Source organism: Oerskovia enterophila, assembly GCF_044748475.1.
Taxonomy (GTDB): Bacteria; Actinomycetota; Actinomycetes; order Actinomycetales; family Cellulomonadaceae; genus Oerskovia; species Oerskovia enterophila.
In genome coordinates this window covers 637,327-649,976 of the sequence record NZ_JBIVFZ010000001.1, presented here as the reverse complement: position 1 = coordinate 649,976, position 12,650 = coordinate 637,327, and the positions used below count along the sequence as shown (strand labels likewise).

The 12,650-nt window shown below is 70.2% G+C and carries 13 protein-coding genes; 7 read left to right on the top strand and 6 right to left on the bottom strand.

What is annotated here, in order from left to right; all coding sequences use genetic code 11:
* Nucleotides 1-29 precede the first annotated feature (29 nt).
* The 5 genes from ACIPWA_RS02790 to ACIPWA_RS02770 form a co-directional block, all read right to left on the bottom strand.
* Nucleotides 30-740, bottom strand: coding sequence for an urease accessory protein UreF (locus ACIPWA_RS02790; RefSeq protein ID WP_056648274.1), 711 nt, complete (start codon nt 738-740; stop codon nt 30-32).
* Nucleotides 741-748: 8 nt separating this feature from the next.
* Nucleotides 749-2,473, bottom strand: coding sequence for an urease subunit alpha (ureC, locus tag ACIPWA_RS02785; RefSeq protein WP_056648216.1), 1,725 nt, complete (start codon nt 2,471-2,473; stop codon nt 749-751).
* The gene (locus ACIPWA_RS02780) at nt 2,473-2,889 is read right to left on the bottom strand and encodes an urease subunit beta (RefSeq protein WP_400287972.1); all 417 of its coding nucleotides are present in this window, start codon (nt 2,887-2,889) and stop codon (nt 2,473-2,475) included. Before ACIPWA_RS02780 ends, ureC begins: the two co-directional genes overlap by 1 nt.
* A 78-nt stretch (nt 2,890-2,967) precedes the next feature.
* Complete coding sequence (locus ACIPWA_RS02775; protein ID WP_400287971.1) at nt 2,968-3,924, bottom strand: sirohydrochlorin chelatase; 957 nt, start codon at nt 3,922-3,924, stop codon at nt 2,968-2,970.
* A 3-nt stretch (nt 3,925-3,927) separates the two neighbouring features.
* Nucleotides 3,928-4,233 (bottom strand): urease subunit gamma, encoded by a 306-nt coding sequence (locus ACIPWA_RS02770; RefSeq protein ID WP_400288464.1) that lies wholly within the window; start codon nt 4,231-4,233, stop codon nt 3,928-3,930.
* Nucleotides 4,234-4,497: 264 nt separating this feature from the next.
* Between ACIPWA_RS02770 and ACIPWA_RS02765 the strand changes: the two genes are divergently transcribed.
* On the top strand, nt 4,498-7,938 hold the full coding sequence (locus ACIPWA_RS02765) for an FUSC family protein (protein WP_400287970.1): 3,441 nt from the start codon (nt 4,498-4,500) through the stop codon (nt 7,936-7,938).
* A gap of 32 nt (nt 7,939-7,970) precedes the next feature.
* A complete protein-coding gene (locus ACIPWA_RS02760; RefSeq protein WP_400287969.1) occupies nt 7,971-8,351 on the top strand; it encodes an MmcQ/YjbR family DNA-binding protein in 381 nt (126 codons plus the stop codon).
* A 14-nt stretch (nt 8,352-8,365) separates the two neighbouring features.
* Here ACIPWA_RS02760 and ACIPWA_RS02755 read toward each other — a convergent pair whose 3' ends face one another.
* Entirely contained in the window at nt 8,366-8,668 is a 303-nt protein-coding gene (locus tag ACIPWA_RS02755) for a helix-turn-helix transcriptional regulator (protein ID WP_400287968.1), read from the bottom strand.
* 66 nt (nt 8,669-8,734) lie between these two features.
* Here ACIPWA_RS02755 and map point away from each other — a divergent pair, with 66 nt between their 5' ends.
* The 5 genes from map (at nt 8,735) to ACIPWA_RS02730 (ending at nt 12,584) form a co-directional block, all read left to right on the top strand.
* Nucleotides 8,735-9,511, top strand: a complete 777-nt coding sequence (gene map, locus ACIPWA_RS02750) for a type I methionyl aminopeptidase (RefSeq protein WP_400287967.1) — start codon at nt 8,735-8,737, stop codon at nt 9,509-9,511.
* A gap of 121 nt (nt 9,512-9,632) precedes the next feature.
* Nucleotides 9,633-10,007: a DUF1622 domain-containing protein gene (locus ACIPWA_RS02745; RefSeq protein ID WP_400287966.1), complete on the top strand. Its 375-nt coding sequence runs from the start codon at nt 9,633-9,635 to the stop codon at nt 10,005-10,007.
* Between the two features lie 151 nt (nt 10,008-10,158).
* Nucleotides 10,159-11,184 (top strand): 3-methyladenine DNA glycosylase, encoded by a 1,026-nt coding sequence (locus ACIPWA_RS02740; RefSeq protein WP_400287965.1) that lies wholly within the window; start codon nt 10,159-10,161, stop codon nt 11,182-11,184.
* Nucleotides 11,181-11,501, top strand: coding sequence for a hypothetical protein (locus tag ACIPWA_RS02735; RefSeq protein ID WP_400287964.1), 321 nt, complete (start codon nt 11,181-11,183; stop codon nt 11,499-11,501). Before ACIPWA_RS02740 ends, ACIPWA_RS02735 begins: the two co-directional genes overlap by 4 nt.
* A 246-nt stretch (nt 11,502-11,747) precedes the next feature.
* Nucleotides 11,748-12,584 carry a phosphotransferase gene (locus ACIPWA_RS02730; protein ID WP_400287963.1) on the top strand — a complete coding sequence of 279 codons (837 nt, stop codon included), beginning with the start codon at nt 11,748-11,750 and terminating at the stop codon, nt 12,582-12,584.
* Nucleotides 12,585-12,650: the final 66 nt, after the last annotated feature.

Below are 12,650 nucleotides of genomic sequence, written 5' to 3'. Positions count from 1 at the left end.
CCCTGTCCACGGTTCCTCGCGGGCACCGCTCAGCTGGCGAACAACCGCGCCTCGGCACGCTCGTGCTGTGCCGACATCACGTCGGCGAGAGGCACGCACCCACCCATGTCCGTCAGGTCTCGCGTCACCGCATCGGCCGTCGCGGCCTCGATGACCGGCCCGACGGCGTGCAGGACCACCTGTGCGTGCCGGTGGTCCGTGAGACGCAGGCGCAGCGCCGCACCCACGAAGCTCACCGCGAACGCGAACATGTCCGACGCCACCGCCTGCTCGGTGCTCACGCGGGTGCCGGCGTACGCGACCGCGGTCGCGACGGGCTGACATCCCGGCGTCTCCTTGGCCGTGATCCGTCGCCCCCACTCCTCGAGCTCGGGCCCTCCGATCGCCTCACGGGCGATGTCGGTGAGCTGGTGCCCGCTGCGGACCGAGGCCTTGCGCATCTCGGCGTTGAGCTTCGAGGCGAAGAGCATCTGGTCCACCTCCTGGACCCGGTCCCAGTCGGCGTCCATCGCCGCCTCGTGGGCCCGGGCGAGCGCTGTCGCGTCGCCCGGGCCCACGGAGTGCAGCAACAGACCGGTGAGCAGCCCCTCGACGTCTCCGCGGTCGACCAGGCGCGCCTGGCTGAACCCTTCCAACCCGTGCGACATCGTGTAGAAGCCGCTCGGGAAGGCCGAGTCCGACAGCTGGAGGCTGACGAGGAGGGCACTCACGTCGGTCCTCGTCCGGGCCGTCTCGATCATGACCATCCTCAGGCGAGGAAGAAGAGCTGGGTCATGGGCAGGGACTCGGCCGGCTCGATGTGCGCGGGCTTCCCGTCGAACGTCACCTTGTACGTCTCCGGGTCGACCTCGATCACGGGTGCGACGTCGTTGCGGACCATGTGCTCCTTGCCGATCCCCCGGCAGCGGCGCACGGGCAGGACCTGGCTCTTCAGGCCGAGCTGCTCCGGGACGCCCTTGTCGATCGCGGCCTGGGACATGAACGTGATGCGGGTCTTCTGCAGTGCCTGCCCGAACGCGCCGAACATCGGCCGGTAGTACACGGGCTGGGGCGTGGGCAGCGACGCGTTCGGGTCGCCCATGAGGGCCCAGTTGATGAGACCGCCCTTGACGACGACCTTGGGCTTCGCGGCGAACGAGTCCACGGGCCACAGCACGATGTCGGCCATCTTGCCGGGCTCGAGCGAGCCGACGTAGTCGGAGACGCCCTGCGTGATCGCCGGGTTGATCGTCACCTTCGCCAGGTAGCGCAGGACACGGAAGTTGTCGTTGTCCCCGGTCTCCTCGGGCAGCGGGCCGCGCACCGCCTTGTTGTGGTGGGCGGTCTGGAAGGCACGTGTCACCGACTCACCGATACGCCCCATGGCCTGGGAGTCGGACGAGAACATCGACAGGACGCCCTCGTCGTGGAGCACGGTCTCGGCCGAGATCGTCTCGGCACGGACACGCGAGTCGGCGAACGCGACGTCCTCCGGGATGTCGTGCGACAGGTGGTGGCACACCATGACCATGTCGAGGAGCTCGTCGACCGAGTTCACGGTGTACGGCAGCGTCGGGTTGGTCGAGGACGGCAGCACGTTCGGGAAGCCCGCGGCCTTCATGATGTCCGGCGCGTGCCCACCGCCCGCCCCCTCGGTGTGGTAGGTGTGGATCGTCCGGCCGTCGATCGCCGAGATCGTGTCCTCGACGAAGCCCGCCTCGTTGAGGCTGTCGGTGTGGATCGAGACCTGGACGTCGAACTCGTCGGCCACCGTCAGCGCGTTCCGGATCACCGCCGGGGTGGCGCCCCAGTCCTCGTGCACCTTGAGCGACGAGGCTCCGGCCTCGATCTGCTCCACGAGCGCAGCGGGCAGGGACCCGTTCCCCTTGCCGTGGAAGCCCATGTTGACGGGCATCTCTTCCGCGGCCTGGATCATGCGGTGCAGGTGCCATGCGCCGGGCGTCGTGGTGACGCCGTTCGTCGCGTCGGTCGGCCCCGTGCCGCCACCGAACAGCGTCGTGATGCCGTTCGACAGAGCAGCCTGCGCCTGCTGCGGCGAGATGTAGTGCACGTGGGAGTCGATCGCCCCGGCGGTCGCGATGCAGTGCTCACCGGCAAGAACCTCGGTCGTGGCGCCGACCACCAGCCGCGGGTCGACGCCGCTCTGCAGATGAGGGTTGCCCGACTTGCCGATACCGGCGATCTTGCCGTCCTTGACGCCGATGTCGCCCTTGATCACGCCGAGGACGGGGTCGAGGATGATGGCGTTGGTGATGACCAGGTCGAGCGCACCCTGAGCACTGGTGGCCTGCGGGTCGGCGGCCATGCCGTCACGGGCGCTCTTCCCACCGCCGTAGACGACCTCGTCGCCGTAGTGACCCTCGTTGTAGTCCTTCTCGATCTCGATCACGAGGTTCGAGTCGGCGAGGTGCACCTTGTCACCGGTGGTCGGACCGAACAGGTCCGTGTACTGCTTGCGGGAGATGATGGCCATTACTTCTTCCCCTTCTTCGCAGCTCCGGTGGTCCGCGCTGCCGGCTTGCCGTCCTTGAACTGTCCCTCGGTCATCCGCGCGAGCGAGTCGATCCGGGTCTGACCCGAGTCGAGCCCGCCGTCGACCAGGTTGTTGAAGCCGACGAGGTGACGGGAACCGGAGTAGGCCGTCAGCGTGACCTCTCGGGTGTCGCCCGGCTCGATGCGCACGCCGGTGCCGGCGGGGATGTCCAGGTGCATCCCGTATGCCTTCTCCCGCTCGAAGAGCAGGGCACGGTTCACCTCGAAGAAGTGGAAGTGCGAACCGATCTGTACCGCGCGGTCACCGGTGTTGCTCACCTTGAGCGTCACCGTCTCCCGGCCCGCGTTGATCTCGATGTCCTCGTCGGTGTGGTGGTACTTGGGGCTACCTAGCATCGTTCTTCCCTCCACTTGCTGCTGTTCGCGTCGGGGTGCTGCCTGCCGACGCAGTGACCAGACGGTCTCGGCGACCGCTCAGTGACGATGTGTGAGTACCTCGTCGTTGGAGGCGCCGTGGGCTGCAGGTGCCTCGTGATGCTTGCTGTCGTGCCCGTGCGCGGTGTTAGCCGGGGCGTGCGTGGGCTCCCCTCCGCCGTGCGGGTGCGGGTGCGGATGGGGATGCGGGTGGGGATGCGGGTGGGCATGACCGCCCTGGCTCTCCTCGAACGCGTGGGAGTGCGCGTACCCGTGACCGTGGTCGGCGAGCAAACCTGTCTCGATGCCGTCGTGCCCGTGGCTCAGGCTGTGCTCGGCGGCAGCGAGCCGCTGCCGGACGACCTGGAGGATCGCCTGCTCCGACATGAGCGGACCGTAGAACCTGGCCCTCGCGAGCTCACCGCTCCCCCACGGCGCGGAGCTGGTCCTGGCGAATCCGGCCGGGACCACGACGGACTCCTCCGAGCCCAGCAGCCGGGCACGACGCACCGCGTCCGCGACGTCGCCGTCCTCCTCGACGCATGCGACCTCGACCTCGAGTCCCGCCCCGTGCGTCCGCACCAGGTGCGCCACGCGGTACAGGTCCGCATCGTCGAACGGGTTCGACGCCCGGGCCGTGATCACGAGGGCCGCCCCGGGGCGGCGCTTGGCCGTCTCGGTAGCGGCCTTGCGGAGCCACGCGATCAGGTGGTCGATCGTCCCGAAGTCGTCGCACAGGACCACTCGGCCCGCACCGTCCCCCGTGCTCAGCCACTTGAGGGTCTTGGCCACGTCCGCGACCATCGTCGGGTTCCTACCGAACGTCATGGGCAGTACCGCGACCGGTGTGTCCCCGGAGGTGAGCAGTGCACTCACCGTGTTGTGCAGGACGCGCCCCGCCGGCGAGACGACCGCACCGGGCAGTGCGTCCCGGAAGAATCCGAGGTCAACCCCGTCGTCGCTCTCGTGCCCCCCGACGACGACCAGCCGCGCTTCGTCGTGTGCCCCTGCCGACATATGTCAGGCCGCCACGGGGTCGTGACACGAGACCAGCTTGCTGCCGTCGACGAACGTCGCCTCGACCTGGAGAAGGGAGAGCCTCTCGCGCACGCCCGGCATGCAGTCCTTCTCGGCGACGACCTTCTTCCCGAGCTCCATGCACTCGGCCACTGACTTTCCGTCCCGTGCGGCCTCGAGAATTGCTTCCGAGATCAACGCCTGTGCCTCGCTGAGGTTCAGCTTGGTACCACGCTCACGACGCTTCCGCGCGAGATCTGCCACTTGGTACACATACAGCTTGTCGATTTCTCGTGGGGTGAGATTCATTGCCTGCACGACCTTTCGGGGTGCGACCGGCAGCCGGAAGCCATCGGTCTTCGCGTCTGATGTCATCGACCCTACGCGGGGCGCACGGGACTGCAACCCGAGGAGAGAAAGGGCTCTGAGCAGGCGTTTTATCGCCCGTTAATCCCGACCTAGATGCGACGTCGTCGCAACAGATCGTCATCACAATTCACCCGAAACGATCACGCCGAGGCGCCCGGACATTCCTGTCGGGCCGGAACGGAACGCCCCGTATAGCCTGAACGCGTGGAAACCGTGTGGCTCGTCCTCGGAATCGTCATTCTTGGTCTCGTCCTGCTCGACGTCTTCCTCACCGCGCTGAACTACGACGAGTCGGGATTCATCGCCGGGCCGCTCGCGTCGGGTCAGTGGCGGTTGCTGCGTCGCGTCACACGCCGGATGTCCAGGCGGTGGCGCCCCCTCGCGCTGCGCCAGGTCACGGGGCTGCAGATCATGATCACGGTGATCGCCTGGCTGTTCGGGGTGATCCTCGGGTTCGGGCTGATCTACTACGGCCAGATGACCAAGACGGCGTTCTCGGTGTCGGGCACCGGGGCGAGCCTCGACTTCTTCAACGCGATGTACTTCAGCGCCGCGCAGCTCTCGACGGTCGGCGGATCGTCCCTGACCGCCGAGACGGACGTGCTGCGCTTCCTGAGCATCGCGGAGACGCTCACCGGCGTCGTCCTCGTCTCGCTGATCCTGACCTTCCTCCTCGGGGTCTACGACGTGATCCGCGACCTGCGCGCTCTGTCGGCACAGTTCTTCAGTGCCGAGCGGGGCGCCGGCTCGGCCGTCGCGAGCCTCGCCCCGTACTTCCAGCAGGGGCAGCCCACCGGCCTCGACGGGCACCTCGACGGGATCGCGAGCACGTTCTCGAGCTACACGGACGGGATCCGGCTCCACCACGCTGCCTACTACTTCCAGAGCGGGCGCGACCAGTTCGCTCTCCCGTACGCGATCCGGATGCTGGGCGGCACCCTCGGCGCCCTCCGCTGGGGCCTGCCGACCGGGCACACCGCGTCGACCGAACCGGACCTGATACCCCTCTCGTTCCAGTTCCTGGAGTTCGGGGAGTATCTGCAGAAGAGGCTGCGCTGGTCGAGCGTCGACGTCCCGGAGATCGTGAGCGCCGAGGAGTTCGCGCGCCTCGCGCAGGAGAAGCGGCACCGCGGCCGGCGGGACGAGTGGGTCACGCGCTTCGTGGACCTGGAGCGCGACATGGCGGAGCTCGCGGCGATCGAGCCGCTCATCGACCTCGACGACTCCTACCGTCGCTACACCGAGTGGCTGCCCTTCGCCTACCGCGCCCAGCAGATCACGCTCGCGGTCAGCCAGGACCTGGACTACCAGCCGATCATCGTCACCGACAAGCCGATCTCGATCCTGCACAGCGACGACGCGCTGGCGCTCCAGAACCTCGAGGAGGACGTCCCGGGCCCTGTCGTCGAGGCGCTCGGCCCCCGCGACCGCGGCGCTCGCAGCCGGCTCTCGCGCTGGGAGACCTTCGTCGACCAGCACGTCTCGCTCGTCGACCCCGGCTACGCGCGCCTCCGCGCGGCCGGACGTTCCGTGCTCGCGGCGAGCGCCGCCGTCGTCTCCTTGTACTTCCTGTTCGAGGCCACGGGGCGCGACGGGATGCAACCCGCGATGTTCGGCGGGTTCGTGGCCATGCTCAGCACCGGCATCTCGGTCGACAAGACGCTGCGCGGGCGCAAGATCACCAGCATCCTGCTGATCGTGCCGATCAGCCTCGTGGTCGCGCTCGGCGCGCTGGTCTCCGACTCCCCGGCCTGGACCGCGGTGCTCGTGGTGTCCGTCGCGACGCTCGGGGTGTGGCTCGGCCGGTTCGGGCCACGCTGGGGCGCCCTGGGCCAGGTCACGTTCGTGGCGTACTACTTCGCGCTCATCCTGCGCCTGCACCTCTCCGACGTGCTCCTGTACGTGACCGCGGCCGCGCTCGCGATCGCCTGGGCGTTCCTCCTGAACTACGTGATCCTCCCCGAGCGCCCCCGCAAGGTGCTGCAGGGTGGCATCGAAGGCTTCGGGCAGCGCCTGGTGGCCTCGATGGACTCCCTCATCGACGCCGTGTCCTGGGCGCGCTGGGACCCCGACATCCGCAAGCGTGTGAGCCTCGACATGCGCGAGCTGCACCGTGGGGCCGCGTTCCTCGCGGGCCAGCTGACCGGCGAGGAGAACGCGACGGGCCTCGATCCTGCCCGCAGCGCCGAGCTGCGCCTGCACGTGTTCGACACCGAGCTCGCCGCGGTCAACCTCAAGACGGCGGCTCGCAACGTCACGGGTACCGCGATCCCTCTCGAGCTCCGGGGCCGGCTCGCGGGACGGCTCGAGCTGCTGCAGGCCCACCTCGCGGAGATCGCGGCCCGGCCGCTCGACGGCTCCGCGCCGACCCCCACCACACCCCACCTCGCACCCTGGCAGGACGATCGCCCGCCGGCGGACTGGCCCCCGGCAGCCCGTCTGCTCTACCAGGCCGCCAACGAGCTCTACCGCGCGGCCGACGTGCTCCGGACGGCCGAGACCGCGGGCCTCGACCCCGACGCACCCCCGCTCACCACGGTCGATCCCGACGACGCGCAGGTCGACGACGCGGGCCTCGACGAGCTGGCGACGTCCGTACCACCGACGGACGGGAAGAAGCCCCTGTCGCCCATGACGAGACGGGCCGCACAGGTCGCCGTGGCGACAGGCGCGGCGCTCGGCGTCGGCGAGGCCGTGTCTGCGACCCACCAGTACTGGGCGACGCTCGCGGCGTACCAGGTGCTGGGCGGCACCGACGGCGAGACGTTCGTCAAGGGCGCCCAGCGCATCGCGGGCACCGTCGTCGGTGCAGCCGTGGGCTTCGGCATCGCGATCTGGACAGGAGCAGACCCCGCGATCATCGTGCCGCTGCTGGCCATCGCGGTGTTCGCGTCGACGTACTACCGGCCGGTCTCACCCGCGGTGTCGAACTTCTGGACCACCATGATCTTCGCGCTCCTGTACGAGTTCCTCGGACGGCTCACCACGCAGGCGCTCGAGATCAGGATCCTGGAGACGCTCTTCGGGGCCGCGGTCGCTCTGCTCGTCGCGTGGTTCGTCTTCCCGACGCACACGCGCACCAAGCTCAACAAGGACATCACCCAGCTGGTCACGGACATCGAGATCGTGATCGTCGCGGGCCTCGAGCGGCTCGAGGGCGGGAGCAAGATCTCGAGGAAGGCCATCGACAAGCGGCTCCTGCTCATCAACAAGGACGTCCGGCAGGTCAACGCCACGGCCGCGCCGCTGCGTCGGACGTCGGGCTCGCTCGAGGTCGACGGCATCGAGGGTCGCCTCACAGCCGTCTGGTCCCTGACCTACTACACCCGCCATCTCGCGCACGCGGTCGAACGCATGATCGAGGCGGGGAGCGACCTCACGTCCGAGGACTGGGAGAACCTGCGCCGCACCACGAGCCACAACATCGGCGCCCTCCGCGCCGCGCTCGCCGACAGGCTCCCGACCAAGGTCGAGGAGAACCTCGACGTCAGCGCCGACTACGACCCGACCGGGCCCACGACACGCAGCGAGGACGTCGTGCTGCGCCAGCTCGAGCGCATCAACCAGACGCTCGTGGTGCTCATCGAGAGCGTCGCCCCCGGGGCCACCGAGAAGGACGACACCGCGGCGAGGTCGACGCTCTGACTTCCGGGCCCGGCAGGCGTAGCGTCGGAGGCATGGCCACCTGGGACGACGTCGGTCGGGTCGCGTCGGTCCTCCCCGACACCGAGGAGCACCGGCCGCGCGAGTGGGCCGTGCACGGCCGGAACTTCGTGTGGGAGAGGCCGCTGCGCCGTCGGGACCTCGACGAGCTGGGCGACCTGGCGCCGGATGCCGCTCCCCTCGCGTTCTACGTCGCCCACGAGGGCGAGAAGCTCGCCCTCGTGGGCGACGAGCCCGGCACGTTCTTCACGACGGCCCACTTCGCGGGCTACCCGATCGTCCTGGCTCGCCTCGACCTGGTCGCGGTCCCCGAGCTCGAGGAGCTCGTCGAGGACGCGTGGCTGGCGCGGGCACCGAAGCGCCTGGCCCAGTCGTTCCTCGACGCGTCCGAGTAGGTACGGCCTGACGCCTAGGAGGCCCACCGTTCGCGCGCGCCCTCGCGCGCTCCGGTCCCCTGAGCGCCAGGTTCCGCCTGGGTGACCTCGGCCCAGACGGCGTCGAGCGAGAGGCCGAGGACGTCGGCGATCGCAGCGACGGTCGGGAAGGCAGGGGTCGCGACCCGGCCCGTCTCGATCTTCCGGAGGGTCTCGGGCGAGACGCGGGCGTCGAGCGCTACCTCGAGCATCGAGCGATCCCCCCTGGCCCGACGCAGGAGGGCGCCGAGACGCTGTCCGCGCTCGACCTCGGCTGTTGTGAGGGGCAACCTGACCATGGTGCCGATTCTAGTACCGGGATGATATGACCGGTATAGTTATCGGAAACACGAGAGAGGCACTCCATGATCGAGATCCTGAACCCCACCGAGCTCGCCCAGGCACGCGAGACGGGCGCCCTGGTCGCCCACGTCCTGCAGACCCTCAAGGCCCGCAGCACCGTCGGCACGAACCTCCTGGACGTCGACCGGTGGGCGCAGGCCATGATCACCGAGGCGGGAGCACAGTCCTGCTACGTCGACTACGCCCCGTCGTTCGGGCGGGGACCGTTCGGCCACTACGTGTGCACGGCCGTCAACGACGCCGTGCTGCACGGGATGCCGCACGACTACACGCTCGCCGACGGCGACCTGCTGACGCTCGACCTCGCCGTGTCGCTGGGCGGGGTCGCTGCGGACTCCGCCCTCAGCTTCGTCGTGGGGGGCTCGGAACCTCCCGAGAGCGTCGCGCTCATCGGGGCGACCGAACGGGCCCTGGCCGCCGGTGTCGCGGCCGCGCGGCCCGGGGCCCGTGTCGGTGACATCTCGCACGCCATCGGCTCGGTCCTCGGCGAGGCGGGGTACCCGATCAACACCGAGTTCGGTGGGCACGGGATCGGGTCGACCATGCACCAGGACCCTCACGTCGCGAACACGGGACGTCCCGGCCGGGGGTACCGGTTGCGCCCCGGCCTGCTGCTCGCGCTGGAACCGTGGGTCATGGAGGACACCGCGGAGCTCGTCACCGATGCGGACGGATGGACGCTCCGCAGTGCGACGGGCTGCCGGACCGCACACAGCGAGCACACGATCGCGATCACCGACGAGGGGGCCGAGATCCTCACGCTGCCGACCCCCTCGTGAGGTCGAGGCTCCGTGCACCGCTGCCGGCCTGACGCGGTCGACCGGGACGCCCCGGTGCACCCCGGCGCTCCCCCGACGCTCTCGCCCGGCCCGCCGGGCCGTTCCGTCCTAGGCTCGGCTCATGACGTTCGCCGAGGTGATCGAGGTCGTCGGCAAGGTGGTCGACGCCGCAGGGGTCGCCGCGATCGTGGTCGGCGCCCTGTACGCGACGTTCCTGTCGGTGACCCGGCGCCACGAGGGCAACGTCTACCGGTTGTTCCGGCGCCGCCTCGGCAGGTCGATCCTGCTCGGGCTCGAGCTGCTGGTCGCGGCCGACATCATCCGGACGGTCGCCATCACCCCGACGCTCGAGAGCGTCGGGGTGCTCGCGGCGATCGTCCTCATCCGGACGTTCCTCAGCTTCTCGCTCGAGCTCGAGATCACGGGCCGGTGGCCGTGGCAGCAGGTGCCCGCAGGGGAAGAGCCCGGCGCGCAGGAGGGGCCGGCCGCGTCCTGAGCCGTGGCGCGACCGGCGTGCCCCCTGCTCAGGGAGCCGTCGAGAAGATGACCGAGTCGTACTCGACGCTCCGGGGCTGACCTCGTCCTCGCGCCCTTCCGCTCCTGCTGGCGGGGTGAACTTCGCTCGCCGAGCCGCCTACCCTGGGACCATGCCCTCCCTCGACGTCTCCGACCGCGCCGTCGCGCCCGAGGTGCGCGGCGCCGTCGGGCAGGTCCTGGGCAGCGACACGTGGCTCCCGCTCGCTGCGGCGCATGCCACGCGTGCCGACGCCCTGACCGCGGGCTGGCGCGAGCGCAAGGCCCAGGGCGAGAAGCACGCGGTCGAGGACTTCCTCTTCACCTACTACCCCACGCGCCCGGCTCAGCTGCGCCGCTGGCACCCGGGTGCGGGCGTCGTGCTCTCGCCCTCCGGTGGGCTCACGCCCGACGACGTCGCTCCCCTTCTCGCCGAGCGTGCGGACTGGCGGTGGCACCGGGCCGACGCGGCCGGCCGGGTGAGCCTCGACGTCGAGGCGTTCCTCGCCGACCGGGGCGACACCGTGCGCTACGCGCGCGAGCTGCTCGCTGCTACGGCGTCGCGCCCGGCGACGCTCGGGTGCTTCGGGCTGCACGAGTGGGCCATGGTCTACCGCGACCACGCCGAAGGGCGTGACCACCGCCACCCGCTGCCGCTGCGGCTCGGGGCGCAGGGGACGGACGAGGTCGTCGCGTCGCACCCGGTCCGGTGCTCGCACTTCGACGCGTTCCGCTTCTTCACCCCGGAGGCCGTGAGCCTCAACCGGCTGCAGCCCACCCGGGAGACTCAGCCGGCGCTCGAGCAACCGGGCTGCCTGCACGCGAACATGGACCTCTACAAGTGGGCGACCAAGCTGTCCCCCGCGGTGCCGAGCGGTCTGGTGCTCGACGCGTTCGAGCTCGCTCGGGACATCCGCTGGGTCGACATGAGGGCGAGCCCCTACGACGTCTCGTCCTACGGCGAGGCGCCCGTGGCGATCGAGACGCCCGAGGGGAAGGCCGAGTACGTGCGGCTGCAGCGCGGGTTCGCCGAGCGCTCGGCCGTGCTGCGCTCCCGGCTGCTCGAGGCCTGCGAGCGCCTGCTGAGCGGAGGGACATCACGAGCCCGTGTCGTCCCGTCGAGAGCCGGAGCCGGAGCCGTGCGACAGTTGCCCGCATGACCAGGCCTCTCACGGACCGCGAGCGCAGCGTGCTCGACGCTCTGCTGTCCGTCGACGTGGATGGGGCTGCCGAGCTTCGCCGTGCAGCCCGGCGCACCGTGGTGTCCGGCACGTGCGGTTGCGGCTGCCCCTCGATCGATTTCCGGCCCGGCACCGGGATGCGTGTCATGGTGAACGCGACCGTGGCCGGCTCCTTCGACAGCCTGTTCCTCTATCTGATCGACGGCGAGCTCGGCGGCATCGAATGGGTCGGGGTCAGCGACGACAGGCCGACCGAGCTTCCCGAACCCTCACGGCTCGAGATCAGTCCAGCCTGACGGGCTCACTCGCTCGTCCGCATCGCTCGTGCTCCCCGAAGACCACCGGCGAGGCGCGCCGGGCTGTTCCGCATTCCAGGGGGTGGGGAGTGTTTTCTGCGTAGCCACCACAATTGTGGTGGCTACGCAGAAAACACATCCCACCCTGGGTACCTGCACCACCGGGGGCCGACCCTCCCCGGGCTCCCTCACCACCGAAGCCCGGCGAGTCATGAGGCACGGGGCGGGTCCTGGCAGGATCAGGGCATGTCGCGTCCGCCCCTTGCCATGATCCCGACCGGCCCTGTGCCCGTGCCACCCGCCGTCCGCTCTCTCGTCGACGCCGCCGGGGGCGGCGACCTCGTCCCGGTGTGGCGGAACAACCTCGGCGGGCTCACGTTCCGCTGGGGCACGAGCGGCACAGGTGGCACAGGTGGCACGGACCGGTACGTCAAGTGGGTCGCCGCGGGCACACCCGAGATCGACCTCCTCGCCGAGGCAGAGCGGCTCGCGTGGGGGTCGCAGCACACCGCCGTGCCCCATGTGCTGGACGCCGGGCAGGACGAGCTGGGCACCTGGCTCGTGACCGAGGCCATCGACGCGGCCTCGGCCGTCGACCCGCGCTGGGTCGCCGAGCCTGCCACCGCGGCAGCCGCGATCGGCAACGGGCTCCGCGTCCTGCACGACGCCCTGCCCGTCGAGGGCTGCCCCTTCACCTGGAGCGTCGAGGAGCGTGTCGCGCACGCCGACGAACGGATCGCCGACGGCGAAGGCCCCACCGAGTGGTTCCCCGAGCACGCAGCGCTCACGGTCACCGAGGCCCGCGCCCGGCTCGACCTCGCGCCGCCCGTGGACCGCCTCGTCGTGTGCCACGGCGACGCGTGCGCACCCAACACGCTCGTGCACACCGACGGGTCGTTCGCCGCGCACGTCGACCTCGGCTCGCTGGGAGTCGCCGACCGCTGGGCCGACCTGGCCGTCGCGGCCTGGAGCACCGAGTGGAACTACGGGCCCGGCTACGACCGGATCGTCTACGACGCCTACGGCATCGAACCGGACGAGGAACGGATCGCCTACTACCGGCTGCTCTGGGACCTGGGCTGAGACGCTCCCCCCCTCCCCTGCCCGACGACGGGGCGCACCGCCACGCGCGAGGCGCGCCACGCCGTC

Bases quoted from the DNA above. Each gene is read 5' to 3' on its own strand.
- ACIPWA_RS02755 (WP_400287968.1), bottom strand. From the start codon at position 8,668: ATGGTCAGGTTGCCCCTCACAACAGCCGAGGTCGAGCGCGGACAGCGT.
- ACIPWA_RS02760 (WP_400287969.1), top strand. From the start codon at position 7,971: ATGGCCACCTGGGACGACGTCGGTCGGGTCGCGTCGGTCCTCCCCGAC.
- map (WP_400287967.1), top strand. From the start codon at position 8,735: ATGATCGAGATCCTGAACCCCACCGAGCTCGCCCAGGCACGCGAGACG.
- ACIPWA_RS02775 (WP_400287971.1), bottom strand. From the start codon at position 3,924: ATGTCGGCAGGGGCACACGACGAAGCGCGGCTGGTCGTCGTCGGGGGG.
- ACIPWA_RS02770 (WP_400288464.1), bottom strand. From the start codon at position 4,233: ATGAATCTCACCCCACGAGAAATCGACAAGCTGTATGTGTACCAAGTG.
- ACIPWA_RS02780 (WP_400287972.1), bottom strand. From the start codon at position 2,889: ATGCTAGGTAGCCCCAAGTACCACCACACCGACGAGGACATCGAGATC.
- ACIPWA_RS02735 (WP_400287964.1), top strand. From the start codon at position 11,181: ATGACCAGGCCTCTCACGGACCGCGAGCGCAGCGTGCTCGACGCTCTG.
- ACIPWA_RS02745 (WP_400287966.1), top strand. From the start codon at position 9,633: ATGACGTTCGCCGAGGTGATCGAGGTCGTCGGCAAGGTGGTCGACGCC.
- ACIPWA_RS02740 (WP_400287965.1), top strand. From the start codon at position 10,159: ATGCCCTCCCTCGACGTCTCCGACCGCGCCGTCGCGCCCGAGGTGCGC.
- ureC (WP_056648216.1), bottom strand. From the start codon at position 2,473: ATGGCCATCATCTCCCGCAAGCAGTACACGGACCTGTTCGGTCCGACC.
- ACIPWA_RS02790 (WP_056648274.1), bottom strand. From the start codon at position 740: ATGATCGAGACGGCCCGGACGAGGACCGACGTGAGTGCCCTCCTCGTC.
- ACIPWA_RS02730 (WP_400287963.1), top strand. From the start codon at position 11,748: ATGTCGCGTCCGCCCCTTGCCATGATCCCGACCGGCCCTGTGCCCGTG.